The following is a 23,235-nucleotide window of genomic DNA, read 5'->3' as shown; positions in this document are numbered from 1 at the left end:
CGGGGATGAGGGGCGTCAGAGCGTGCGCATCCAGAACTGGAGCGGCTTGCGGGTCTCCTGGCTCTCGCCGACGTCGGTCCAGCTGTATTCGGCGATCACTCCGGGCAGGGGCGCATAGCCGCGGCCACGCCAGAAGGGCTCGTTGCTGCGCGACGATGGGGGCCGCAGCGGATGGTCTGCCGGCCGGATCACCGAGCAGAAGGCCGAATTGCGCCGCCCAAGGGCTCGGGCATGGGCCTCGCGCAGGTCGAAGAAGCGGTGGCCCATGCCCTGCCCGCGATAATCCGGCAGCAGCACCGATTCGGCGCAGTAGAAGATCTGGTCGAGCGGCACGCCGGTCGCGGCAAAGGCCGTTGCGAAATCCTCGGCGTGATCCTCCATGGGTGTGCCGGTGGACGCCCCGACCAGCCGGTTCCCGTCGAAGGCTCCCACGAGGATCGCACCGGGGCTTGTCCGGTAGGCCGAGAGATAGGCGCGCTCATACTCCATCGAGCCCTCGTAGAGATAGGGCCAGTCGCGGAAGACCCGCATCCGCAGCGCCGCCACCTCGTCGAGCCGCTCCTCCAGCGCCGGCCCGGTGAGAACCCGCGCCTCCAGGCTCATGCCGAGACCTGCCGGATCCAGTCGTTCAGGTTGTAGAAGGTCGTCACGCGGGCGATCCGGCCATCGCGCAGGTCGAAGAAGGCGCCGGCCGGCAGGACATAGGTCTGGCCATGGGCCTCTGGCAGGCCCGGATCGGTCTGCAGATATTCGCCGTGCACCACGAACTCGGCCGCGCCGCGCGTGCCGTCCTCGTTTACGAAGATCACCATGTCGCGCAGCTGTTCGCGGTAGCTCACGCCCATGTGCGAGCAGAAGTCCGCGAATTTCTCGCGGCCGTGGCGCACCTCGCCCTCGTTCACCCGATGCTCGATGTCGTCGGTCACGCAGGCGAGCATCCCCTCGGCATCGCCCGCATTGAAGGCCGCGTAATAGCGCCCGATCAGTTCATGTCCCATCGCCGGCCTCCTCCGTTTCGCTGGGTGGCCCGAAGCGCGCCACCATCCGGCCACGGATCTGGTCCCGCACCTGGCGATAGACGGCGAGCTTCTGCTCGCGCCCCTCGCCCAGTCCCGTCGGATCCATGATGGGCCAGTATTCCACATCAAGATGATAATATCGCGTAAGTTCAAGGGCCATCCGCTGGCTCGCGGGCGAGAGCGCCACGATGAGGTCGAACCCCGAAAGATCGTCGCCCCAGTCCATCATCTCCTCGAACGAGCGCGAGCGGTGGCGCGAGAGTTCGACCCCGATTTCCTGACAGACGGAGACGGTAAAGCCGTCGATCTCGCGATCGTTCTTGACGCCGGCCGACTGGACATAGGCCTGCCGGCCGTAGAGCTTCTTCATCAGCCCTTCCGCCATCGGCGAGCGGACCGAATTGTGGTCGCAGCAGAACAGCACCGAGGACGGCGGCTTCTGCGACACGGTCAGCCCCAGTGCAGGACGCAGATCAGGGTGAAGAGGCGCCGCGCCGTGTCGATGTCCACCTCGGCCTTCCCCTCCAGACGTTCCTTCAGCACCCGCGCGCCTTCATTGTGGATGCCCCGGCGCGCCATGTCGATGGCCTCGATCTGGCTGGGCGGCAGCCGTTTCACCGCCTCGAAATAGCTCTCGCAGATCTGGAAATAGTCCTTCACCACCTGCCGGAAGGGGCCGAGGCTCAGGTGGAACTCGCCCACCTTCTCGTCCTCCTGCGAGCGGATGTCGAAGACCAGCCGCCCCTCGCGGATCGCGAGCATCAGGCGGAAGGGCCCCTCCACCGGCGGCTTTCCCTCGCGCGGAGGCAGCGCGAAACTGTTCTCTTCGAGAAGATCGAAGATCGCGACCTGCCGCTCCTGCTCGATCTCGGCGGTGGGCGGGATCGGGCTGGCCTGGTCGATCTCGATATGGCAGATGCGGTTCATCTCTCAGACCTCGTTCAGCCGGTCGAGCCGGGCGCGCACGGACAGCCCGTGCGCCTCGAGGCTCTCCGAGATCGCCAGCCGCTCGGCGGCCGGCCCGATGGCGCGCAGCGCCGAGGGCGTCATGCGCGCGAGCGTGGTGCGCTTGAGGAAATCCATCACCGACAGCCCGCTCGAGAAGCGCGCCGAGCGCGCGGTCGGCAGGACATGGTTCGGCCCGCCCACATAGTCTCCGATCGCCTCGGGCGTCCAGGCGCCCAGGAAGATCGCCCCCGCGTGGCGGATCCGGGCGGCCAGCGCCTCGGGATCCTCCACGCACAGTTCGAGATGTTCGGGCGCCACCCGGTCCGACAGCGCCGCCGCCTCCTCGAGGTCGCGCGTCACGATCACCGCGCCGTAATCCCGCCACGAGGCGCCCGCAATCTCCCGCCGCGCGAGCGTCTCGAGCCGCGCCTCGACCGCCCGCGCCACCGCCTGCCCGAAGGCCGCGTCGGGCGTGATCAGGATGGATTGCGCGCTTTCATCGTGTTCGGCCTGGCTCAGCAGATCGAGCGCGATCCAGTCGGGGTCGGTCTTGCCGTCCGCGATCACGAGGATTTCCGAGGGGCCGGCGATCATGTCGATCCCGACCCTGCCGAAGACGCGCCGCTTGGCCGCCGCCACATAGGCATTGCCGGGCCCGGTGATCTTGTCCACCGGCCGGATCGTCTCGGTGCCATAGGCCAGCGCCGCCACCGCCTGCGCCCCGCCGATCCGGTAGATCGTATCGACACCCGCGATCCGCGCGGCCAGCAGAACCAGCGGATTGACCACGCCCCCCGGCGTCGGACAGACAACCGCCAGCCGCTCAACCCCCGCCACCTTGGCCGGGATCGCGTTCATCAGCACCGAGGAGGGGTAAGAGGCCAACCCGCCCGGCACATAGAGCCCCGCCGAGGCGATCGCGCCCCAGCGCCAGCCGAGCGAGGCGCCCGCCGCATCCTCCCAGCGCGCATCCTCCGGCATCTGCCGTTCGTGGTAGGCCCGGATCCGCTCGGCAGCAAGTTCCAGCGCCGCGCGCTCGTCGGCCGGGACACGGGCGATCTCCGCCTCGATCTCCGCCTCGGAGAAGGCCAGCCGCTCGGGCACCAGCTCCATCCGGTCGAACCGGGCGGTCAGCTCGATCACCGCCGCATCGCCTCGCTCGCGCACATCGGCGATGATGGCGGCCACCACGGCATCGACGTCGGGGCTGTCCTCGCGCTTCATGCCCAGAAGAGCCGAAAAGGCCGCCTCGAATCCGGGATCACTGGCATCGAGAAACTGGGGCATGGGTGGAACTCCTTGGCTGAGCCTCCCTTACCGCGCATCCCCCCATCCCTCAAGCACCGCGCCGCAAGCGACGGGTGACACTTTCGCACGAGAGCCCGGACAAATCCCGCTCGACCCGTCCCGCGCAGCCGCTCCGCCCGTTCATTCTGGTGAAAATATCCTCGGGGGGAGCCGCCCCAAGGGGCGGCCGGGGGGCAGACAGCCCCCCGCTCCGGTCAGCCCCTGCGGTCAGTCCCGATGCTCGGGCACCCGGCCCGACGGCGCCACATAGGGCCGCGTCACATCCTTCAGCACGACCTCCAGCGCCTCGACCTCCAGTTCCACCGCGCCGTCTCCGGCCAGCACCAGAACCAGCCGGCCCCCGCCCTCCGCGTCCGGTTCGAACTCCAGCGCGAGCAGCGACAGCACCAGATCCCGGTCGGTCCGGTCGATGCCCTGGGTCCGCACGGCCAGCACGCCCTCGACGGCCAGCACCGACCGCACCCGCTCGTAGGGGCGCCCCTCGCGCTCGGCCGCCTCGCGGTCCTCCCAGCGGAAGCGGTTCAGCAGCAGCGCGAACCGCCGCTTGCGGGGCAGCCAGCGCATGTCCTGCGCGGAAAGGACCGCATCCTGCACCAGCGCCGAGACCACGCCCAGATCCTCGGCGGTCTCGGCCCCCAGATAGAGCGGGCCTTCGTCGGCATCCTCGAACCGCGCATCCGCCATCAGCCGGGTATCCTCCTGATCTGCGCGCCGCAGGCGCTCAGTTTCTCTTCCACCCTCTCATAGCCGCGGTCGAGGTGATAGACGCGGCTCACGACCGTCTCGCCCTCGGCGGCCAGCCCGGCGAGGATGAGGCTCACCGAGGCCCGCAGGTCCGTGGCCATCACGGGCGCACCCCGCAGCTTCTCGACGCCGCTCACCCTGGCCGTCCCGCCATGCACCTCGATCCGCGCCCCCATCCGGGTCAGTTCGGGAGCGTGCATGAATCGGTTCTCGAAGATCTTCTCCTCAAGCACCGACGTGCCCTCGGCCGTGCACAGCAGCGCCATCATCTGCGCCTGCAGGTCGGTCGGGAAGCCGGGGAACGGCTCGGTCGTGACATCGACCGCCTTCACCCGGCCGTTCCGGCGCGCGACGCGCAGCCCGCGCTCGGTCTCCTCGACCGAGATGCCGGCCGCGTCGAGCTTTTCGCAGAAGGCGCCGACCAGTTCGATCCGCCCGCCGAGGAGTTCCACCTCGCCGCCGCAGATCGCGGGCGCGAGCATGTAGGTGCCCAGCTCGATCCGGTCGGTCACCACGGGATGCGTCGCCCCGCCCAGCCGGTCCACGCCCTGCACGGTGATGGTCGCGCTGCCCTCGCCCTCGATCTGCGCCCCCATCCGCCGCAGGCAGCGGGCGAGATCGACGATCTCGGGCTCGCGCGCGGCGTTCTCGAGCACGGTCGTCCCTTTGGCCAGCGTCGCCGCCATCAGGGCATTTTCCGTGGCGCCGACCGACACGATGGGGAAGGCCACCCGGGCGCCCCGCAGCCCGCCGGCCGGTGCCTTGGCGTGGATGTAGCCATCGCGCAGGTCGAGGTCGGCGCCCATCGCCTCGAGGGCCTTCAGATGCAGGTCCACCGGCCGCGCCCCGATGGCGCAGCCGCCGGGCAGCGACACGACCGCATGGCCGTCGCGCGCCAGCATCGGCCCGAGCACGAGGATCGAGGCCCGCATCTTGCGCACGATGTCATAATCCGCGCGATGATCCGTCAGCGCGTGCGACGAGAGCGCGAGCACCTGCCCGCCCTGCAGGCTGGCCACCTCGGCCCCGAGCGACTGCAGAAGCTGGGTCATGGTGCGAATGTCCGAGAGCCTCGGCGCGTTGGTCAGCGTGAGCGGCTCGTCCGAGAGCAGCGTCGCGGGCATCAGCGCGAGGCACGCGTTCTTCGCCCCCGCGATCGGGATCTGCCCCCGCAGCTCGCCGTTGCCCTTCACCAGAATCGAATCCATCCGCCTGCCCTCATTCCGGCGCGTCTTCGGGTCCCGCCTCGCGGGCCGCGCGCGCCTTTGCCTGTGCCTTGCGCCGGGCCATATTGGCCTTCAGCGCCGCCTTCAACCGGTCTTCGCGGCTCTCTGCCGCAGGCCCCTTCGCCCCCGGCGAAGCCTTGCCGCCCGTGGCGCCCTGCGGCGCCTGATCCTTCGCCTTTCCGCTCATGGCGCCTTTCGTAACGCAGCGACAAAAAAGCGTCCAGTTGGCCCTTGCACGACGGTCGGATTGCGTCTAATCACCCGCCACGCCCGGCAGGGGCATCCGACGCTGCAGTAGCTCAGTGGTAGAGCACTCCCTTGGTAAGGGAGAGGTCGAGAGTTCAATCCTCTCCTGCAGCACCATCCTTCCAGTCTCGTGACAACGGCACGCACAGGTCAGCGGATCCCCCGCCATGTGCCGCATGTGGGCCAAGCAGACGCGCGGCAGCGATACCCGCCGCGCCGAGCGGTCTGGCCACATCCGTCAGAAAGCGCCCTTGCCTGCGGCGATCCGCGCCTTTGCGCGACTCTGAACCCCGTGCGATCTTCTTCCCTGTGAGAAAGTGATGTCTTGCAGGTAACCCTGCCGGATCCACCCGCAAGGGCAGAGTGTCCGGCTGCGTGCCCCGAGGGGCGCGAGAGCGGGGTGGCCGGTCCCGCGTCGGACCGCCACCCCGCACGGGCTTTCGAACCTCCGTGGCCCTCTTCCGCAAGTTGCGCTGGCATTTACCGCGACTTCGGGCAAATCTGCCCCCCAAAACCGGAGGGACGTGTGGCAGTGTCGTGGTTCGGATCGTCCGCCTTTCGCGAACGCGATGGGACGGCGCCCCTCTGGCTGGTGCTGATCCTGGTGCTGGCGGGCTACGCCCTGATGGGCCGTATCGGCACGGCAACGGCCATGCCGCCGACCGGCACCGTGGTGCTCTGGCCGGCGAACGCGGTCCTGCTCACGGGACTTCTCTTCAGCAGCCCGCGACACTGGCCCTTCCTGCTGGCCGCGGGTCTCGCGGGCGAAGTCATCGCCGGGTGGGACACGCTCAGCCTGCCCTGGGCGCTGGCCTTCGGCCTCGTCAACGGCGTCGAGGCGATGCTCGCCGCCGCACTTCTGCGTCGCCTCGCCACCGGACCCCTACGGATCGACGGGCTGGCGGCCTTCGTCCGATACGTTCTGGTCGCTCCGTTCGCGGCGTCGGCGCTGGCCGCAACCGCAGGGGCACTGATAATCAAGCTCCGCTTCCCCGAGATCGGCTACCTGCATTACTGGCGGGTCTTCTGGCTGGGCGACGCGCTCGGCCTGCTTCTGGTCGGGACCACCCTCCTCGTCTGGCTCGCCCCGCGCGAGCGACCGCGCATGCCGCCGCGGTTGCGGCTGCTCGAGGCCGTGGCGCTGTCAGCCTGTCTCATCGCCGGCGCGGTCCTGTCGCTGCGCATCGCGCACGATCTGGATCATCTCTATCTGCTTTTCCCGTTGCTGGTCTGGACGGCCCTGCGCTTCCGCATCGAGGGCGCGACGCTCGCCGTCCTTGCGGTGACGGCCATCGCGATCCGGGCCATGCTCGACGGGCTCGGCCCCTTCACGGATCTGGCAGAAGTGGACCGGGTGACGGCGATGCAACTGCTCATCGCCGTCGTCGCGCTCTCGACCTTCATACTGGCGGTGTCCGCCGACGAGCGGCGGCAGGTCACGCGGAACCTGAAGCGTTCGGTCCGCGAACTCCAGCAGGCCCGCGCGGATCTCGAGAGGATGAACGCCGATCTCGACGGCATCGTGACCGAGCGCACCCGCGCGCTCCGCAGCACGCTCGAGCGCAACGAGATGCTGCTGCGTGAGGTGCACCACCGGGTGAAGAACAACCTCCAGCTGATCTCGAGCCTCGTGGCGCTGCAGCGGCGCGGCGTGACAGAGCCCGCCATGCGCGAGCGGATGGTCCGCATCCAGGGCCAGATCGGCGCCATCGCCCGGACCTACGACCTGCTTCACCGGCTGGGGGCGAGTGAACAGGTGGATTTCGGGCCCTTCGTGCCCGCGCTGTGCGAGGCCATCGAGGAAAGCGAGGGCGGCCGGGCGCAGGTGACGCCCGATCTTCAGGGCAGCGCGGAGGTGACGGCCGACAGCGCCATCGCCCTCTCGCTCGCCCTGAACGAGCTGGTGACGAACGCGCTCAAGCACGGCGGGCCCGAGCCGGAGGTTCGGGTGAGCTGCCGCCGCGAGAGGGGTGAACTCGTGCTGACGGTCGCGGACGACGGGCCGGGCCTTGGCGAAGGATTCGACCTGATGGCGCAGCCCGGTTTTGGCGTGCGGATGGTGGCAAGCCTGATCGGGCAGGTGAATGGAACGATCCGCACGCTGCCGGCGCAGCGCGGGGCGGCGATCGAGATCCGCGTGCCGGCGATGGACGGCACGGCGCCGCCCGGCACGCCCTGAGAGGCGGATCAGAGGCCCGCGCGTCTCAATCCCGCATCGGTCGCGGCCCGCAGGCACAACGTCATCGCCGCCAGCACGGCCAGCGCCGCAAACATGAGGTCCGTCTTCATCCGCGCGTTGGCCAGCAACATCAGGTGGCCGAGCCCGGCCGAAGACCCGACCCATTCGCCGATCACGGCCCCGATCGGGGCATAGACGGCCGCGATCCGCAGGGCCGCCGCCAGATGCGGCAGCGCATGCGGCAGCCTCAGCCACATCAGTTCCCGCCAGCGCGGCGCCCGCGCCAGCCGCGCCAGATCAAGGGCCGCCTCGGGTGTCGCCCGCAGCCCGTCATGCAGCGCCGACGCCACCGGGAAGAAGGTGATGAGCACCACGACCGCGACCTTCGACCCCATCCCGTAGCCGAGCCACAGCGTCAGGATCGGCGCCAGCGCAAAGACCGGAAGCGCCTGGCTGATGACGAGAAGCGGCCGGAGGATCTGCCCGAGCCGGTCCGAAAGCGCCGTGGCGAGGCCCGCGGCCAGCCCCGTGAGCACCCCCAGCCCGAGCCCCAGTCCGATCTCGGCCGCCGTCGTCGCGGCGTTCTGCGCAAGCATCCCCCGGTTGGTCCCCATCGCCTGCAGCACCGCCACCGGCCCCGGCAGGATGAAGGGCGGCACCGCGGTGAGGCTCACCACCGCCTGCCAGAGCGCCAGCAGCGCGATCCCCGCCAGCACGGCCCTCATGCCGCAAGCCGCGCCATCAGCCGCTCGGCCTCGGCCGCAAGCGCGGGCAGCGGACGAGGCACGGGCCCCGGCGGCAGCGCGACCGGAGAGAGCGTTCCGCCCTCGAGCAACCAGACCCGGTTGCCCATCCGCAAGGCCTCCATCGGATCATGCGTGACCATCAGCACCGCCGCGCCCGAAAGCCGCTCCAGCGCCAGATCCTGCATCCGCCGCCGCGTGCCCGCATCGAGGGCCGAGAAGGGCTCGTCCAGCAGCGCAAGCGGCGCCTCCTCCATCAGCGCGCGGGCCAGGGCCACCCGCTGCCGCTGCCCCCCCGAGAGGCTCGCGGGCCGGCGCGCCTCCTGCCCTTCCAACCCGACGAGGGCCAGAAGCTCCCGCGCCCGCGCGGCATCGGCGCGTGCTCCCGACAGCCTGCGCCCGAGCAGCACGTTCCCGAGCAGGCTCGACCGCTCCTGCAGGAGATCGCGCTGCGCCATCCAGGCGATCCGCCGCGGCGCCCTCACCTGCCCCTCGAACTCTGCGCCCGTGGGCAGGCCCGCCACGAGCCGCAGGATCGTGCTCTTGCCGGCGCCGCTGGCGCCGAGCAGACAGGTCCAGCCCGGCGCCAGCGGCAGGGCGATGTCGCGAAACAGCACCCGGCCGCCGATCCGGGCCGAGCCCTCGATCCCGAACCCCATCAGGGGGCCGACAGATCGACCGCCACGTCGGCCACCGCGGGCGCCACCGCGATCAGGCCCACCTCGGCCATGTAGCGCCCGAACCCGGCATAGCGGTCGGCGTCAAGCGCCATCGGCCGCGCCGCGAAATGGGGCAGCGTGTCGCCCCATGCGGCGGCGTTCAGGTCATCGTCCACCTCGGCCGACCAGCCGCGAAAGACCTCCCACGCCTCGTCGGGATGGTCCGCGATCCAGCCGGCCGCCCGCTCGGTCACTTTCAGGAAGGCGGCCACGGCGTCGCGGTCCATCCGGTCGGGGTTGGCCACATAGATCAGCTCGTCATAGGCGGGCACGCCATTCTCTTCGGGCAGGAAGCAGCGGCCCTCCTGTCCCGCGGCGGCGATCTGGTGCAACTCGAAGTTGCGGAAGGCCCCCGCCACCGCATCGACCTGCCCGCTCGCCAGCGCCGGGGTCAGCGCGAAGTTGACGTTCACGAACCCGACCTCGGCGGGCTCGACCCCGTTCGTGCGCAGCATCGTGTGCAGAAGCGCCTCCTCGATCCCCGCGACCGAGAAGCCGACCTTGCGCCCCTTCAGATCGGCCAGTCCCTGCACCGGACCATCGGCCTTCGCCATGACGCAATAGAGCGGGCTTTCGACCAGCGTCCCCACCCGCACGAGGGGCAGCCCCTCGGCATGTTGCAGGTAGAGCTGCGGCTGGTAGGTGATCGCAAGATCGACCTGACCCGAGGCCGCCATCTTCGGCGGATCGGCCGGATCGGCCGGGGCCACGATCTCGACCTCGAGGCCCGCCTCGTCGAACCAGCCCTGCCGCTCGGCGACGATGATGGGCCCGTGATCGGGGTTCACGAACCAGTCGAGCGCGATGGTCAGCGGCTGGGCCACAGCGGGCGCAGGCAGCAGCAGGGCAAAGAGGGCTGCGCGTTTCATTCAGGGCTCCTCAGCATGAAGAAGTGATCGGTCGGCCCGTGGCCGCTGCCGACGGACAGGGCATCGGCCCCGGCGATGGCGCCCGAGACGTAGGTCTTGGCGGCCCGGCAGGCGGCGAGCGCGTCGCCCGACAGGGCGAGATGCGTGGCGAGCGCCGACGACAGGGTGCAGCCCGTCCCGTGCGTGTTCCGCGTGTCGGTGCGGGGCGCCACGAGCCATTCCATCCTGTCCCGATCCAGAAACAGGTCGGGGCAGTCCTCGCCCGCGAGATGGCCGCCCTTGAGCAGCACCGCCGCCGGCCCCAGAGCCAGCAGCGCCCGCGCCTGACGCTCCATGCCCGCCCGGTCCGACACCTCGGCCTCGCCCAGCAGGTCCGCCGCCTCGGGGAGGTTCGGGGTGACGATCCGCGCCAGCGGCATCAGACGCTCGCGCAGCGCCGCCACCGCCTCGGCCGCAAGCAGCCGGTCGCCACCCTTGGCCACCATCACCGGATCGAGGACAACCGGCGCCCTCTGGCCGGCCAGTTCGGCCGCCACCGCCTCGGTGATGGCCGCCGTTCCCAGCATCCCGATCTTGATCGCATCCGTGCGCACATCGGTCAGGACCGCGCGAAGCTGCGCGGTGACGAAGGCGGGCGCGACCAGCTCGACCCCCGTCACCCCGCGCGTGTTCTGCGCCGTGAGCGCGGTCAGCACGGCCATCCCGTAGCCGCCGTTCGCGCCGATGGCCTTGATGTCGGCCTGTATGCCTGCGCCGCCCGACGGGTCCGAGCCCGCGATGGAAAGGATGTTGGGGATCATGCCTGTCTCCACTCCTCGGCAAGGGCGCGCGCGGCCGCCTCGGGGTCCGCGGCCGAGCCGATGGCCGACACCACCGCCAGCCCGTCCGCCCCCGCAGCCTTCACCGCCCGCGCATCGCCCGCGCCGAGCCCGCCGATCGCCACGGCCGGAACCGGCGCCGCCGCGACCAGCCGCGCGAGCCCGTCAAACCCGATGGGCGGCGCATGATCGGGCTTGGACGCCGTCGCCCGCACCGGCCCCACGCCCACATAATCCACGATCCCCAGCGGCAGGGCCTGCAGATGTCCGGGCGCCTCGACCGACAGGCCAAGCAGCCGGTCCGGCCCGATCCGCCGCCGCGCCTCCTCGATGCCGAGATCGCCCTGCCCCACATGAAGGCCCGCCGCCCCCGCCGCCAGCACGACCTCGACCCGGTCGTTCACGATCAGCGGCACTCCGAACGGATCGAGGGCCGCGATCAGCCGCCGGGCCAGCGGAACCAGCTCGGCGTCGCTTCGGCGCTTGTCGCGGAGCTGGACCAGCGTGGCCCCGCCACGCACCGCCGCGACCGCCAGCGCCTCGGGATCCGCGGCGCCGTCGGGCGTCACGAAATAGAGCGTGAGGTTCATGCCGCCTCCAGCTTCGCGCCGCGATCGAGATCATCGGGCGTCATCGCATGAAGCGCGTCGAGGAAGGCCACCTGGAAGCTGCCCGGCCCCGCGGCCCGGCGCGCCGCCTCCTCACCCGCAAGGCCGAAGAAGGCAAGCCCCGCGGCGGTGGCCTCGAAGGCGGGCCCGCCCGCCGCAAAGGCCCCGACGATGCCGGTCAGGGAGCAGCCGAGCGCGGTGACCTTCGGCATCAGCGCATGTCCGTTGCCGCACCGGATGCCCCGGCGGCCGTCGGTGACGAAATCCACCGGGCCCGTCACCGCCACCACGGCGCCCGACCCTTCGGCAAGGCGCTGCGCGGCGGCCTCGGCGGCCGCCACCGTGTCGGCGCTGTCGGCGCCCTTGCCCCGCGCTTCGGCGCCGGCGAGGGCCAGGATCTCCGAGGCGTTGCCGCGGATGACGGTGGGCTTCAGCGCCAGAAGCCGCGCCCCGAGACCGCGGCGGAAGGCCGTGGCCCCCACCGCCACCGGATCGAGCACCCAGGGCCGCCCGGCCGCGACGGCGCCGCGCGCCGCGGCCTCCATCCCCTCGACCCAGCGCGGGCTGGGCGTGCCGAGGTTGATGGTCAGCACCTGCGCGATGGCGGCGAACTCGCCCGATTCCTCGGCGTCATGCACCATCGCGGGCGAGGCGCCCGCCGCCAGCAGCACGTTGGCCATGACGTTCATGGCGACGAAGTTTGTGATGCACTGCACCAGCGGCGCCGTGCTCCGCATGGTGTCGAGATAGGCTCCGCAGCGATCCATCTTGCTCCTTCCATGACGGAAGGAGACGAAATGACCCCAGGCACAGGACCTGCAGCACCGCGACTTCCTCCGCCAGCATGACCTGGTTCAGGTTCGAAGGGTGCTTCTCAGCCCGGCTATGTCCCGGACGCCCCTGTCACTGACCAAGCCATACCGCGAGGCGAGCGCGCGGCGCAAGTCTCTTCAGGCGGGCGCGGTGGCGCCCCGGGCCGGGCGTATCACGAAGCGCGAATGGACCCGCGCTGCCGAAGGGCGCGGCCTGCCGGATCAGCGCAGGCCGGTTTCTTCGAGCAGCCCAAGGCGCTTGGCCTCGTAGTAATAGCCGTTGCGATACCACTGGATCGCGCGCTCTTCGTTGCCGCGCGCCACCAGCCACGCGCCGCGCAGATATTTGCCGCCGTAGGTCAGGTTCGTCCGCGCGTCGAGCAGGCTCTCGGCCTCGCCCTTGTAGCCCATGGTCTTCGCGGTCTGGGGATGGATCTGCATCAACCCCATGTAGGGCCCGTTGCGCGCCGCCGGATTGTAGCCGCTTTCGCCCCGCACCACCCGGTGCATCAGCGACGGCGGAACCTGGTAGAGCCTGGCATAGTCGCTCACCATCCGCATCACCTCGGGCTGGCCCGAGCCTTCGCCGCGCCCTTCCGTGGACGTGGCGCCTCCGCCACAGCCCCCCAGCGCCAGCGCCGCTGCAAGAAGCGCGGCGGTCATCATGACCTTCATCCTGCCTGTCCCTCTGCTGCCTTCACAACGGCTGTCAGATCTTCCCACACGTTCGGTGCGGCGACGAGCACCATGCCACCGCTTGCGTCTTCGGGAAAGGGGGAAGCCAGCCCTTGTGTTTCTTCGACCATCAGCATGGCCGCGAGACAGTCCCAGGGGTTCATGTGCGGCTCGTAATAGCCCCCCAGCCGGCCCGCGGCGACCGAGGCCAGCATGATCGCGCCCGAACCGTTGCGGTAGAACATTCCGCCGCGCCGCATCAGCTCGCGCACCAGCGCGGCCGCGACGTCGGGCGGCGTGCGATGGCTCGCCCCGAGGGCCACGTTGCAGTTGCCGATGCGCAGATCGGCGCGCGCATGCAGCCGCTCGCCGTTGAGGAAGGCCCCGCCCCCGCGCCGGGCGGTGAAGGTCTCGCGCGCAAGCGGATGCTCGATGACGCCCGCCACAGTGCGGCCGTCCTGCTGAAGCGCAAGGACCACGCACCAGTGCGGCAGACCGGCGAGGAAGGGTGCGGTCCCGTCGATCGGGTCGATCACCCAGGTGAAGCCGGATGTCCCCGCCTGCGCCCCGTGCTCTTCGCCCAGAAAGCCGTCTTCGGGATGGCGCTCCGAGAGGCGGCGCCGGATCAGCGTCTCGACCTCGCGGTCGGCCCGGCTCACGATGTCCTGGGGGCTCGCCTTGGCCTCGACCGCAAGGCTCTCGCGGCGGGCGAAGAAGTCAAGCGCGAGGCGGCCGGCTTCCGCCGCCACCTCGCAGGCCAAGGCCAGGCGGTCTCCGACCGGATCGGTCACTCTCTCATCCTCACTGCTCAAAGCGCGGGGCCTGATGCCAGCGCCATGCATCGGCGATCATGTGCGGCAGGGTGGACCGTTCGGGCTCCCACCCGAGTTCGCGCACGGCACGCTCCGACCCGCAGACGAGGGCGGCCGCATCGCCCGCCCGGCGCGCGCCGATCACGATCGGCACCTCGCGGTTGGTGACGGCGCGCGACTGTTCGATCACCTCGCGCACCGAGAAGCCGCGCCCCGTGCCGAGGCAGAAGACCCGGCTGGTGCCGCCCTGAAGCAGCCGGTTCAGCCCCAGCACATGCGCCTGCGCCAGATCCATCACATGCACATAGTCGCGGATGCAGGTGCCGTCGCGCGTGGGATAATCGGTGCCGAAGACGGTCAGCGCCGGCCGCTTGCCCGCCACCGCATCCAGCATCAGCGGAATGAGATGGGTCTCGGGCTCGTGCTGCTCGCCGGCCTCGCCCTCGGGATCGGCGCCGGCCACGTTGAAATAGCGGAAGATCGTGTGGTTCAGGCCGAAGGAAGCGCCGAAATTGGCCAGCATCTCCTCGATCGCGCGCTTGGAGGCGCCATAGGCGTTGATCGGGCGCTGCGGCGTGTCTTCATCCAGCACCACGCCATCCTGATCGCCGTAGGTCGCGCAGGTGGAGGAGAAGACGAAGTTCTTCACGCCCTGCGCGACGGTCGCCTCGAGCAGGTTCAGCGCGCCGTTCACGTTCACCCGCCAGTAGGTCGCCGGATCGCGCATCGATTCGCCCACCAGCGACAGGGCCGCGAAATGCATCACCGCGACGGGCTTCCATTCCTCGAGTGCCGCGTCGATGCTGGCGCGGTCCATCAGGTCGCCGCGCGCGAGCGGGCCGAACCGGACCGCCTGTTCCCAGCCGGTCGAGAGGTTGTCGAACGTCACGGGCTCGAACCCGGCCCGCTTCAGCACCTTGCAGGCGTGCGAGCCGATGTAGCCCGCGCCGCCCGTCACCAGAACCCGATCACCCATTCACTCAGCCCTCGGACCGACCGACCGCGACATATTCCTTGAAGCCGGCGCGGGTCACTTCGGCCGGCGCATAGACATTGCGCAGGTCCGCCATCTTCGGCTCGGCCATGACTCGGGCCAGCCGGCCCAGATCGAGGGCCCGGAACTCGTTCCACTCGGTCAGGATCACCAGCGCCGAGGCACCCTCGGCCGCCGCATAGGCATCGTCCATCCAGCGTACGCCCGGCAGGAGATGCTCGCCCTCGCGCCGCCCTTCGGGATCGACCACCCGCACCTTCGCCCCCGCGCCGATCAGGGCCGGGACGATGGTCAGCGAGGGCGCGTCGCGCATGTCGTCGGTGTTGGGCTTGAAGGTCACGCCCAGCACCGTGATCACCTTGTCACGGCACGAGCCCTCGCAGAGATCCTCGATCTTCTCGATCATCCGGCGCTTGATCTCGTCATTGACCTTGATGACGGTCTCGACGATCTGGATCGGCGAGGCATGGTCCTGCCCCATCCGGGCGAGCGCCTTGGTGTCCTTGGGAAAGCACGAGCCGCCATAGCCCGGCCCGGCATGGAGGAACTTGTTGCCGATCCGCCCGTCAAGGCCCATCCCCTTCGAGACGGCCTTGATGTCGGCCCCCACCCGCTCGCAGAGCGCCGCGATCTCGTTGATGAAGGTGATCTTGGTCGCGAGGAAGGCGTTCGCGGCGTATTTGATCATCTCGGCGCTCTCGAGGCCGGTGAAGACCACCGGAAAGTCGCGCAGGAACAGCGGGCGGTAGATGTCGGCCATGATCTTCCGGGCGCGCTCGGACTCCAGCCCCACCACCACGCGGTCAGGGCGCATGAAATCGTCGATGGCGGCCCCTTCGCGCAGGAATTCGGGGTTCGAGGCCACGTCGAAATCGGCGGCCGGATTGGCGGTGCGGATCACCTCGGCCACCTTGCGGTTGGTGCCGATCGGCACGGTCGATTTGGTCACGACCACCGCATAATGCCGGAGCGTGTGGGCGATCTCCTCGGCCGCGGCCATGACATAGGTGAGGTCGGCATGCCCGTCGCCGCGCCGCGTCGGCGTTCCCACGGCGATGAAGACCGCCTCGGCGTCGCGCATCGCCTCGGCCAGATCGAGCGTGAAGGACAGCCGCCCCGCCGCCACGTTGCGCGTCATCAGCGCCTCGAGCCCGGGCTCGAAGATCGGCACCTTGCCGTCCTTCAGCTTGGCGATCTTCGCCGGGTCCTTGTCGACGCAGACGACCTCATGTCCGAAGTCGGAGAAGCAGACCCCGGATACAAGGCCCACATAGCCCGTGCCGATCATCGCGATCTTCATGGAAAAAGCCGTCCTTTCCCTTGTGCGGCCTGTCTGTCAGCCGCATTCCAGACTGTAAATTTCAACCCAAGGCATCTTTCGCAATGGACGCACTCGCCCGCCGCTTCAGCACCGACTCGCGCCAGGTGATGTAGGTGATGGCAGAGATGATGATCCCGCCTCCCAGAAGCACGAAGGGGTCGATGCGTTCCCCGAAGGCCAGCGCCCCGAGCAACGTGGCCCAGACAAGTTGCAGGAAGGTGACGGGTTGCGTCACCGTCAGCGGGGCCGCGGCAAAGGCGCGGGTCATGCAGTAATGGCCGAGCGTGGCGAACACGGCCACGAGCGCAAGCCACAGAAGCTGCGTCGCGCCCACCGGCACCCAGACGAGCAGCGCAAAGGGCAGCAGGCCCACCGTCACCGTCAGCGACAGCATCGCCACGATCGCCCCCGCCCCCGCCACGTCCGACAGCCTGCGGGCCAGCAGGTAGCTGACGGCGAAGAACGAGGCCGCGCCGAGTTGCGACAGGTGCCCCGAAGACAGTTCGCGCAGGCCGGGCCGGAGCACGATCAGCGCCCCCACCAGCGCCACCGCCACCGCCAGAACCCGCCGCAGCGCCAGCCGCTCGGCGAAGAAGAGCGCCGCCCCCAGCGTCACCAGAACCGGGTTCAGGTAGCCGATGGCCGTCACCTCGGCGACCGGAATGCGGGCCATGGCGTAGAACCAGCAGATCACGGCGAAGGTGTGCACGAGGCCGCGCAGGGAATAGACCTTCAGTGCGCCGGGCGGAAAGCCGCCCCGCAGCACCGGGATCAGCGTCGGCAGCAGGAACAGCACACCGAAGGCGAAGCGGAGGAACGCCCCCTGTGCCGCCGGAATGTCGGTGCCCAGATAGCGGACGATGCCCGTCACCGCCACGAAGCTGAGGCCGGAGGCCAGCATCCAGAGCACGCCTTCCAGCGTGCGGGTCCGGCTCGCATCTGCGGGAAAGGCGCTCATGGCCGGCAATCAACCCGATCTCCCAAGGCATCGCAAGGGCAGATCATCAAGAAGCCGCCCCGGTTTCGGCAAAGGCCGAACCGTTGCGCACCCCACCCCGGCACACGAGCCCCCCGCGCAAGACCTGCGGAGGGCGGCGCCTCTCGCGCAGCCCGCCTCAGGCGTCGAGCCTTGCCGCGACATCCTCGGGGATGTCGAAGTTTGCGGTCACCGTCTGCACGTCGTCGTCCTCTTCCAGCGCATCGATCAGCTTCATCAGCTTCTGCGCGGTTTCCAGATCGACGTTCGTGCGGTTCTGCGGCTTCCAGACGAGCTTGGCTTCCTCGCTCTCGCCCAGCACCTTTTCCAGCGCCTCGGACACCTCGTTGAGGCTCGTGTCGCCGCAATAGATCCAGTGGCCGTCCTCGTCCGATTCGACGTCATCGGCCCCGGCCTCGATCGCGGCCATCATCACCGTGTCGGCATCGCCGGCAGCGGGCTTGTAGGTGATCTCGCCCACCCGGTCGAACATGAAGCTCACCGAGCCGGTGGTGCCGAGGTTGCCGCCGAACTTGGTGAAATAGCTGCGCACGTTCGAGGCGGTGCGGTTCACGTTGTCGGTCATCGTCTCGACGATGATCGCGATGCCGTTCGGGCCATAGCCTTCGTAGCGGATTTCCGAATAATCCTCGGCATCGCCACCCTGCGACTTCTTGATCGCGCGCTCGATCACGTCCTTGGGCATCGAGACGGCCTTGGCCGCCTTCACCGCCAGCCGCAGGCGCGGGTTCTTGTCGGGGTCGGGATCACCCATCTTGGCGGCGACGGTGATCTCCTTCGCCAGCTTCGAGAACATCTTCGAGCGCAGCTTGTCCTGCTTGCCCTTGCGATGCTGGATGTTCGCCCATTTGGAATGGCCCGCCATGACCCTCTCCGATCCTTTGATACCGGGCGCCTATAGCCCAGCGCCCGCCCCCCCCGCAAGCCTTGGCGACCTGCGTCAGAAGGGGAAGAACAGCGGGATCAGCAGGCTCATCGCCACCATCATCAGGATGTTGAGCGGCAGGCCGATGCGCAGGAAGTCGGTGAACCGGTAGCCGCCGGGGCCATAGACCAGCGTGTTGGTCTGGTAGCCGATGGGGGTGGCGAAGCTGGCCGAGGCGCCGAACATCACCGCCACGACGAAGGGCCGCGGATCCACCCCGAGCGAGGCCGCCAGCCCGATCACGATGGGCGTCAGGATCACGGCCACGGCGTTGTTGCTCACAAGCTCGGTCAGGAGCGAGGTCAGGGCATAGACCACGAACACCAGCAGGAACGGCGGCAGACCCTGCATCAGCGGCGCGACCGCGCCCACGATCATCCCCACCGCGCCGGAATGTTCGAGCCCCGCCCCGACGGCGAGCATCCCGAAGATCAGCGCAAGAAGGCGACCCTCGATATAGCCGAAAGCCTCGTCGGCATCGATGCAGCGCGTCACGAGCACCACCGCCACGCCGATCATCGCCAGCACCGCGATCGGCGCCACGTTCAGCGCCGACAGCAGCACCACCGCCGCCAGCACCGCCATCACCACGGGCGCCCGGCTGCGGCGGTAGGCACGGTCGGACGGCTGGGCGATGTCCACCACCTGCATCTCGCTGGCCAGCCGCTCGATGTCCTGCTGCGCCCCTTCCAGAAGCAGGGTGTCGCCCACCTGCACCACGAGATCGTCGAGCTGCCGGCCGATGTTCTGGTTGCGCCGGTGCGCCGCCAGCACATAGACGCCGTAGCGCCGCCGAAGCCGCATCGCGCCAAGCGACCGGCCCACCATGAAGCAGCCCGGCGTGATCAGCACCTCGACCACCTGCGTCTGGACCGAGGACAGCTTGTCCACCAGCCGCAGCTCCTTGTTCGATTGCAGGCTGAGGACCTCGGACATCGGGGTGCGCAGCACGACCCGGTCGCCCGCCTCCAGCACCGCCTCGCCGAGATTGCGGCGAAGCGAGGCATCGCCGCGCAGCACGTCGATCACGCGCAGGCTCTCGCGCTTGAAGATGTCCACCTCCTCGACCTTGCGGCCGATCAGCGCCGAATCCTCCGGCACGGCCACCTCGGTGAAGAACTTCATCCGCGTCCGGTCCGAGAGCAGCATCCCCATGCTGTCCCGGTCGGGCAGCAGGCGCGGCGCAAAGAACCACAGGTAACAGAGGCCGATCAGCGCCATCGCGATCCCGAGCGGCGTGATCTCGAAGATCGAGAAGGGCTCAAGTCCCGAGCCGCGCGCGACGCCATCCACCAGCAGGTTGGTCGAGGTGCCGATCAGCGTCACCGTCCCGCCGAAGATCGAGAGATAGCTCAGCGGGATCATCACCTTGGAGGGCGAGATCTTCATCTGCCGCGCGATCTGCATGAAGACCGGGATCATCACCACGACGATCGGCGTGTTGTTCATGAAGGCCGACATGCCGATGATCACCACCGACAGCAGGCCCAGCGTCCGCAACGGCCGATCGGCCGCGTGGCGGATGGCAAGCTGCGTCACCGCATCGAGGGTTCCGGTCCGGACAAGGGACCCCACGATGATGAAGAGCGCGGTGATCGTCCAGGGCGCGGGGTTCGAGAGAACCTTCAGCAGATCGTCCTGCGGCAGGATGCCCACCGCCAGCATCAGCGCCCCGCCCGCGATGGCCGTCACCTCGACGGGATAGATCTCGCGGACAAAAAGCACCAGCATCCCGGCGAGGATCGCCAGCGCCGTCCACGCCTGCATCGGTTCCGAAAGTTCGAGACCGAACATCATCTCTCCTGTTGAACTCTGCTCGCCTGCATACGCGGTGACCGCCGGCAAGCAAAGCCGGCGCGAGACCGCCTGTCACGTTCCGTCGTGAAGACGGGCAGCCTCAGGGCCGCGACTCCTGCAACCGGCCGCCCAGCCGGACAGGCACGACCCGCTGGGCGAGGCCCGTGCGGTCGTCCGTCTCGACATAGACGCCCGACAGGGTGGCGGGCCCCGAGGCGGGCTCGAACCGGCCCTTCGGCATCTGGGTGATGAAGCGCCGCAGCGGCTCGGACTTTTCCATGCCGATCACGGAATCATAGTCCCCGCACATGCCCGCATCGCTGAGGTAGGCCGTGCCACCGCGCAGGATCTGCGCATCCGCTGTCGGCACATGGGTGTGCGTCCCCACCACAAGGCTCGCCCGTCCGTCGCACCAGTGGCCCATGGCCATCTTCTCGCTGGTGGCCTCGCAATGGATGTCGAGGATCGTGGCCTGCACCGCGCCGCCCAGCGGCGAGCCCTTCAGCACCCCGTCCACCGCCGAGAAGGGATCGTCGAAGGGCCGCTTCATGAAGACCTGACCCAGCGCCTGCAGCACCAGCACCTTGCGCCCGCCGACGGTGAAGATCCGCGCGCCCTTGCCCGGTGCGGTCCGGGCGTAGTTCAGCGGCCGCACGATGCGCGGCTCGGTCTCGATGAACTGGAGCATTTCCTTCTGGTCGAAGGCATGGTCGCCAAGCGTGACGCAGTCCGCGCCCGAGGCGAGCAGCTTCTTCGCATGGTCGCCGGTGATGCCCGCCCCGCTGGATGCGTTCTCGCCATTGACGACGACGAAATCGAGCCCCCAGTCCGTGCGCAGCGCCGGCAGCCGTTCCGCCACCGCCGAGCGCCCCGCACGCCCCATCACATCGCCAAGAAAGAGAAGCCTCATGGCGGCAGCGTTAGGGCGCGGGCGTGCCAAGAGCAAGAGGATTCCGCCCCTTTCCGCCCCTTCCCGCGCGCCCTATCCTTTGCGCATGAGCCTCCTGCCGCCGTTCCTTGCGCCCTTTTTCGCCGCCCGTGGCTGGACGCTGCATCCGCATCAGGAAGAGATGCTGGCCGGCGCGGACGCGCCGGCGCTGCTCCTCGTGGCGCCCACCGGCGGGGGCAAGACGCTCGCCGGTTTCCTGCCGACGCTGGCCGAGCTGGGCCCGCATCCCGCGCCGGGCCTGCACACGCTCTACATTTCGCCGCTGAAGGCGCTGGCGGCCGACATCCGCCGCAACCTGCGCGCCCCGATCGAGGGAGCGGGTCTCGCGATCCGGGTCGAGGACCGCACCGGCGACACGGGCAGCCACGTCCGCCGCCGACAGCGGGCCGATCCGCCCCACATCCTGCTCACCACGCCCGAGAGCCTCGCGCTCTTGCTGTCCTACGAGGATGCGCCGCGGATCTTCGCGGGCCTGCAACGGGTGATCGTGGACGAGATCCACGCGCTGGCCGAATCCAGGCGCGGCGACCAGCTCATGCTGTGCCTTGCCCGGCTCCAGCGGCTGGCGCCCGGCCTGCGCCGGGTGGGCCTCTCGGCCACGGTCGAGGACCCGCCGGCGCTGGCCCGCTTCCTCGCCGCCCACCCGGGCCCCTGCCGGGTGCTGATGGCCGATCCCGGCCCCGATCCCGACATCGCCATGCTCGAGACCGAGACGCCCCCGCCCTGGGCGGGCGGCGGCGGGCGGCACGCGATCCCCGAGGTGCTGGCCGAGATCCGCCGCCACCGCACGACGCTCGTCTTTCACAACACCCGCGCGCAGGCCGAGCTGTTCTTCCACGCGCTCTGGCTTGCCAACGAGGACGACCTGCCCATCGGCATCCACCACGGCTCGCTCTCGCGTGAGCAGCGCGAGCGGGTCGAGGCGGCGATGGTCGCGGGAGAGCTGCGCGCCATCGTCTGCACCGGCTCGCTCGATCTGGGCATCGACTGGGGCGACGTCGATCTGGTGATCCAGGTCGGCGCGCCGAAGAACGTCAAGCGCCTCGTCCAGCGCATCGGGCGGGCGAACCACCGCTACAACGCGCCCTCCAAGGCGCTTCTGGTGCCGGCCAACCGCTTCGAGGTGGTCGAATGCCTCGCCGCGCTGGAAGCCGTGCGCGACCATGCGCTCGACGGCGAGCCGCGGGGGCCGGGTCCGCGCGATGTCCTCTGCCAGCATATCCTGATCACCGCGGCGGCCGGGCCCTTTGCGGCCGACGCCCTCTTTGCCGAGGTGATCAGCGCCGGACCCTACGCCGGCCTCTCGCGGGCCGACTTCGACGCCTGCCTCGATTTCGTGGCGACCGGCGGCTACGCGCTGCGCGCCTATGACCGCTGGCAGCGGATCATGCTGCGGGGCGGCCTCTGGCAGCTGCGCGACCCGCGCACGGCGCAAGTGATCCGCATGAACATCGGCACGATCATCGACACCGAGGTGCTCAAGGTGCGGATGCGCGGCCGGGGCGGCGCGCCGCTGGGCGAGATCGAGGAAGGCTTCGCCGCCACCCTCACCCCCGGCGACACCTTCCTGATGGCAGGCCAGGTGGTGCGCTACGAAGGCCTGCACGAGATGACCGTCGAGGTCACGCGAAATCCCGGCCGCGATCCGCGGGTGGCCACCTTCAACGGCACCAAGTTCGCCACCTCCACCCTTCTCACGCACCGGATCCTCGAGCTGTTCCGGCAACCCGGCTGGCCCGGCCTTCCACGCCACACCGCCGACTGGCTGGCCCTCCAGCGCAAGGTCTCGCGCCTGCCCGAGGCCGACCGGCTGCTGGTCGAGAGCTTTCCCCACGACGGGCGCGAGCATCTCTGCCTCTACGGCTTTGCCGGCCGCAACGCGCAGCAGACGCTGGGCCTTCTGCTCACCAAGCGCATGGAGGAGGAGCGCCTCTCGCCCCTCGGCTTCGTCGCGACCGACTATGCCACGCTGATCTGGGGGCTGGAGGCCGTGACCGATCCCGCCCCGCTCTTCGAGGCCGAACGGCTGCGCGAGGGGCTCGAGAGCTGGCTTGCCGGAAATGCGGTGATGAAGCGGACCTTCCGCAACTCGGCCATCATCGCGGGGCTGATCGAGCGCACCCACATGGGCCGGCGGCGCACGGGCAAGCAGGCGACCTTCTCCTCGGACATCCTCTACGACACGCTGCTTCGGCACGATCCGGGTCACCTGCTGCTGCGCATCACGCGCGAAGAGGCCGAGCGTGGCCTCGTGGATTTCGGCCGGATCGAGGAGATGCTGGCCCGCACCCGCGGCCGCGTGGATTGCCTGCGGCTGGACCGCGTGACCCCGCTCGCCGCGCCGCTCTTCCTCGAGATGGGCCGCGTCCCCGTCGAAGGCGCGGGGCGCCAGCGGCTGATGGAGGAGCAGGCCGCGGCCCTCATGGCCGCCGCAGGACTGAGCTGACAGCGAACCTCGGCAAGGGCACGCACCGTGCCAAGCCTCTGGCCGGATCCACAGCCTGCGCTTGCGTGGCGCGCGCGGAT

Annotated in this window: 24 protein-coding genes, 1 tRNA gene and 1 riboswitch; of the genes, 3 read left to right on the top strand and 22 right to left on the bottom strand. The window is 69.6% G+C overall.

All coding sequences use genetic code 11. From position 1 onward, the window contains the following. Nucleotides 1-15: 15 nt before the first annotated feature. From LV780_RS02695 to LV780_RS02660, 8 genes are all read right to left on the bottom strand, one after another. A complete protein-coding gene (locus LV780_RS02695; protein WP_108221097.1) occupies nucleotides 16-603 on the bottom strand; it encodes a GNAT family protein in 588 nt (195 codons plus the stop codon). After that, entirely contained in the window at nucleotides 600-998 is a 399-nt protein-coding gene (locus LV780_RS02690) for a ketosteroid isomerase-related protein (RefSeq protein WP_011907652.1), read from the bottom strand. The genes LV780_RS02695 and LV780_RS02690 overlap by 4 nt, the downstream gene beginning before the upstream one ends. Continuing rightward, entirely contained in the window at nucleotides 988-1,473 is a 486-nt protein-coding gene (locus LV780_RS02685) for an arsenate-mycothiol transferase ArsC (protein WP_080517416.1), read from the bottom strand. The genes LV780_RS02690 and LV780_RS02685 overlap by 11 nt, the downstream gene beginning before the upstream one ends. Then, nucleotides 1,470-1,946 carry a UPF0262 family protein gene (locus tag LV780_RS02680; RefSeq protein WP_108221098.1) on the bottom strand — a complete coding sequence of 159 codons (477 nt, stop codon included), beginning with the start codon at nucleotides 1,944-1,946 and terminating at the stop codon, nucleotides 1,470-1,472. The genes LV780_RS02685 and LV780_RS02680 overlap by 4 nt, the downstream gene beginning before the upstream one ends. 3 nt (nucleotides 1,947-1,949) lie before the next feature. After that, nucleotides 1,950-3,254 (bottom strand): histidinol dehydrogenase, encoded by a 1,305-nt coding sequence (gene hisD / locus LV780_RS02675; protein WP_108221099.1) that lies wholly within the window; start codon nucleotides 3,252-3,254, stop codon nucleotides 1,950-1,952. 228 nt (nucleotides 3,255-3,482) lie between these two features. Beyond that, complete coding sequence (locus LV780_RS02670) at nucleotides 3,483-3,959, bottom strand: DUF2948 family protein (RefSeq protein WP_101341178.1); 477 nt, start codon at nucleotides 3,957-3,959, stop codon at nucleotides 3,483-3,485. Continuing rightward, complete coding sequence (gene murA, locus LV780_RS02665; protein WP_108221100.1) at nucleotides 3,959-5,227, bottom strand: UDP-N-acetylglucosamine 1-carboxyvinyltransferase; 1,269 nt, start codon at nucleotides 5,225-5,227, stop codon at nucleotides 3,959-3,961. Before murA ends, LV780_RS02670 begins: the two co-directional genes overlap by 1 nt. 10 nt (nucleotides 5,228-5,237) lie before the next feature. After that, complete coding sequence (locus LV780_RS02660; protein WP_011907646.1) at nucleotides 5,238-5,432, bottom strand: hypothetical protein; 195 nt, start codon at nucleotides 5,430-5,432, stop codon at nucleotides 5,238-5,240. Between the two features lie 101 nt (nucleotides 5,433-5,533). Here LV780_RS02660 and LV780_RS02655 point away from each other — a divergent pair. Continuing rightward, nucleotides 5,534-5,608, top strand: a tRNA-Thr gene (locus tag LV780_RS02655). 409 nt (nucleotides 5,609-6,017) lie between these two features. Beyond that, entirely contained in the window at nucleotides 6,018-7,670 is a 1,653-nt protein-coding gene (locus LV780_RS02650; RefSeq protein WP_108222647.1) for a sensor histidine kinase, read from the top strand. Nucleotides 7,671-7,678: 8 nt separating this feature from the next. On the opposite strand, the gene LV780_RS02645 is transcribed toward LV780_RS02650, so the two are convergent. The 14 genes from LV780_RS02645 to LV780_RS02580 all read right to left on the bottom strand — a co-directional run bounded on the left by LV780_RS02645 (nucleotide 7,679) and on the right by LV780_RS02580 (nucleotide 20,670). Further along, nucleotides 7,679-8,395, bottom strand: coding sequence for an ABC transporter permease (locus tag LV780_RS02645; protein WP_011907644.1), 717 nt, complete (start codon nucleotides 8,393-8,395; stop codon nucleotides 7,679-7,681). Continuing rightward, nucleotides 8,392-9,072: an ATP-binding cassette domain-containing protein gene (locus LV780_RS02640; protein WP_011907643.1), complete on the bottom strand. Its 681-nt coding sequence runs from the start codon at nucleotides 9,070-9,072 to the stop codon at nucleotides 8,392-8,394. Before LV780_RS02640 ends, LV780_RS02645 begins: the two co-directional genes overlap by 4 nt. Continuing rightward, nucleotides 9,072-10,001: an ABC transporter substrate-binding protein gene (locus tag LV780_RS02635; protein ID WP_108222648.1), complete on the bottom strand. Its 930-nt coding sequence runs from the start codon at nucleotides 9,999-10,001 to the stop codon at nucleotides 9,072-9,074. The genes LV780_RS02640 and LV780_RS02635 overlap by 1 nt, the downstream gene beginning before the upstream one ends. Beyond that, nucleotides 9,998-10,801, bottom strand: a complete 804-nt coding sequence (gene thiD, locus LV780_RS02630; RefSeq protein WP_108222649.1) for a bifunctional hydroxymethylpyrimidine kinase/phosphomethylpyrimidine kinase — start codon at nucleotides 10,799-10,801, stop codon at nucleotides 9,998-10,000. The genes LV780_RS02635 and thiD overlap by 4 nt, the downstream gene beginning before the upstream one ends. Next, nucleotides 10,798-11,409: a thiamine phosphate synthase gene (gene thiE, locus LV780_RS02625; RefSeq protein ID WP_101341174.1), complete on the bottom strand. Its 612-nt coding sequence runs from the start codon at nucleotides 11,407-11,409 to the stop codon at nucleotides 10,798-10,800. Before thiE ends, thiD begins: the two co-directional genes overlap by 4 nt. Continuing rightward, nucleotides 11,406-12,194 (bottom strand): hydroxyethylthiazole kinase, encoded by a 789-nt coding sequence (gene thiM / locus LV780_RS02620; RefSeq protein WP_108222650.1) that lies wholly within the window; start codon nucleotides 12,192-12,194, stop codon nucleotides 11,406-11,408. Before thiM ends, thiE begins: the two co-directional genes overlap by 4 nt. A 47-nt stretch (nucleotides 12,195-12,241) precedes the next feature. Continuing rightward, a riboswitch (TPP riboswitch) is annotated at nucleotides 12,242-12,339 on the bottom strand. A 122-nt stretch (nucleotides 12,340-12,461) separates the two neighbouring features. Further along, nucleotides 12,462-12,914, bottom strand: a complete 453-nt coding sequence (locus LV780_RS02615) for a lytic transglycosylase domain-containing protein (RefSeq protein ID WP_108222651.1) — start codon at nucleotides 12,912-12,914, stop codon at nucleotides 12,462-12,464. Beyond that, nucleotides 12,911-13,705 carry an inositol monophosphatase family protein gene (locus LV780_RS02610; protein WP_108222652.1) on the bottom strand — a complete coding sequence of 265 codons (795 nt, stop codon included), beginning with the start codon at nucleotides 13,703-13,705 and terminating at the stop codon, nucleotides 12,911-12,913. The genes LV780_RS02615 and LV780_RS02610 overlap by 4 nt, the downstream gene beginning before the upstream one ends. 10 nt (nucleotides 13,706-13,715) lie before the next feature. Further along, the gene (gene galE / locus LV780_RS02605; protein WP_011907636.1) at nucleotides 13,716-14,702 is read right to left on the bottom strand and encodes a UDP-glucose 4-epimerase GalE; all 987 of its coding nucleotides are present in this window, start codon (nucleotides 14,700-14,702) and stop codon (nucleotides 13,716-13,718) included. A gap of 4 nt (nucleotides 14,703-14,706) precedes the next feature. Continuing rightward, nucleotides 14,707-16,020 carry a UDP-glucose dehydrogenase family protein gene (locus tag LV780_RS02600; protein WP_011907635.1) on the bottom strand — a complete coding sequence of 438 codons (1,314 nt, stop codon included), beginning with the start codon at nucleotides 16,018-16,020 and terminating at the stop codon, nucleotides 14,707-14,709. A gap of 61 nt (nucleotides 16,021-16,081) precedes the next feature. Further along, nucleotides 16,082-16,999 (bottom strand): DMT family transporter, encoded by a 918-nt coding sequence (locus LV780_RS02595; protein ID WP_108221534.1) that lies wholly within the window; start codon nucleotides 16,997-16,999, stop codon nucleotides 16,082-16,084. Between the two features lie 157 nt (nucleotides 17,000-17,156). Beyond that, nucleotides 17,157-17,903: a YebC/PmpR family DNA-binding transcriptional regulator gene (locus LV780_RS02590; protein WP_011907633.1), complete on the bottom strand. Its 747-nt coding sequence runs from the start codon at nucleotides 17,901-17,903 to the stop codon at nucleotides 17,157-17,159. Nucleotides 17,904-17,978: 75 nt separating this feature from the next. Then, nucleotides 17,979-19,757: an SLC13 family permease gene (locus LV780_RS02585; RefSeq protein WP_011907632.1), complete on the bottom strand. Its 1,779-nt coding sequence runs from the start codon at nucleotides 19,755-19,757 to the stop codon at nucleotides 17,979-17,981. Nucleotides 19,758-19,860: 103 nt separating this feature from the next. Continuing rightward, on the bottom strand, nucleotides 19,861-20,670 hold the full coding sequence (locus LV780_RS02580; protein WP_108221536.1) for a TIGR00282 family metallophosphoesterase: 810 nt from the start codon (nucleotides 20,668-20,670) through the stop codon (nucleotides 19,861-19,863). Nucleotides 20,671-20,755: 85 nt separating this feature from the next. On the opposite strand from LV780_RS02580, the gene LV780_RS02575 reads away from it, so the two are divergent. Further along, nucleotides 20,756-23,155, top strand: a complete 2,400-nt coding sequence (locus LV780_RS02575) for a ligase-associated DNA damage response DEXH box helicase (protein WP_108221538.1) — start codon at nucleotides 20,756-20,758, stop codon at nucleotides 23,153-23,155. The last annotated feature ends 80 nt before the right edge of the window (nucleotides 23,156-23,235 follow it).

This window comes from Cereibacter azotoformans (assembly GCF_021391315.1).
In the GTDB taxonomy this organism is placed as follows: domain Bacteria; phylum Pseudomonadota; class Alphaproteobacteria; order Rhodobacterales; family Rhodobacteraceae; genus Cereibacter_A; species Cereibacter_A azotoformans.
This window is presented reverse-complemented; position numbering and strand designations above follow the sequence as displayed.

Coding starts and splice junctions, on each gene's coding strand:
- LV780_RS02695 (WP_108221097.1), bottom strand. CDS start 603: ATGAGCCTGGAGGCGCGGGTTCTCACCGGGCCGGCGCTGGAGGAGCGG.
- LV780_RS02690 (WP_011907652.1), bottom strand. CDS start 998: ATGGGACATGAACTGATCGGGCGCTATTACGCGGCCTTCAATGCGGGC.
- LV780_RS02680 (WP_108221098.1), bottom strand. CDS start 1,946: ATGAACCGCATCTGCCATATCGAGATCGACCAGGCCAGCCCGATCCCG.
- hisD (WP_108221099.1), bottom strand. CDS start 3,254: ATGCCCCAGTTTCTCGATGCCAGTGATCCCGGATTCGAGGCGGCCTTT.
- LV780_RS02670 (WP_101341178.1), bottom strand. CDS start 3,959: ATGGCGGATGCGCGGTTCGAGGATGCCGACGAAGGCCCGCTCTATCTG.
- murA (WP_108221100.1), bottom strand. CDS start 5,227: ATGGATTCGATTCTGGTGAAGGGCAACGGCGAGCTGCGGGGGCAGATC.
- LV780_RS02660 (WP_011907646.1), bottom strand. CDS start 5,432: ATGAGCGGAAAGGCGAAGGATCAGGCGCCGCAGGGCGCCACGGGCGGC.
- LV780_RS02645 (WP_011907644.1), bottom strand. CDS start 8,395: ATGAGGGCCGTGCTGGCGGGGATCGCGCTGCTGGCGCTCTGGCAGGCG.
- LV780_RS02640 (WP_011907643.1), bottom strand. CDS start 9,072: ATGGGGTTCGGGATCGAGGGCTCGGCCCGGATCGGCGGCCGGGTGCTG.
- LV780_RS02635 (WP_108222648.1), bottom strand. CDS start 10,001: ATGAAACGCGCAGCCCTCTTTGCCCTGCTGCTGCCTGCGCCCGCTGTG.
- thiD (WP_108222649.1), bottom strand. CDS start 10,801: ATGATCCCCAACATCCTTTCCATCGCGGGCTCGGACCCGTCGGGCGGC.
- thiE (WP_101341174.1), bottom strand. CDS start 11,409: ATGAACCTCACGCTCTATTTCGTGACGCCCGACGGCGCCGCGGATCCC.
- thiM (WP_108222650.1), bottom strand. CDS start 12,194: ATGGATCGCTGCGGAGCCTATCTCGACACCATGCGGAGCACGGCGCCG.
- LV780_RS02615 (WP_108222651.1), bottom strand. CDS start 12,914: ATGAAGGTCATGATGACCGCCGCGCTTCTTGCAGCGGCGCTGGCGCTG.
- galE (WP_011907636.1), bottom strand. CDS start 14,702: ATGGGTGATCGGGTTCTGGTGACGGGCGGCGCGGGCTACATCGGCTCG.
- LV780_RS02600 (WP_011907635.1), bottom strand. CDS start 16,020: ATGAAGATCGCGATGATCGGCACGGGCTATGTGGGCCTTGTATCCGGG.
- LV780_RS02595 (WP_108221534.1), bottom strand. CDS start 16,999: ATGAGCGCCTTTCCCGCAGATGCGAGCCGGACCCGCACGCTGGAAGGC.
- LV780_RS02590 (WP_011907633.1), bottom strand. CDS start 17,903: ATGGCGGGCCATTCCAAATGGGCGAACATCCAGCATCGCAAGGGCAAG.
- LV780_RS02585 (WP_011907632.1), bottom strand. CDS start 19,757: ATGTTCGGTCTCGAACTTTCGGAACCGATGCAGGCGTGGACGGCGCTG.
- LV780_RS02580 (WP_108221536.1), bottom strand. CDS start 20,670: ATGAGGCTTCTCTTTCTTGGCGATGTGATGGGGCGTGCGGGGCGCTCG.
- LV780_RS02575 (WP_108221538.1), top strand. CDS start 20,756: ATGAGCCTCCTGCCGCCGTTCCTTGCGCCCTTTTTCGCCGCCCGTGGC.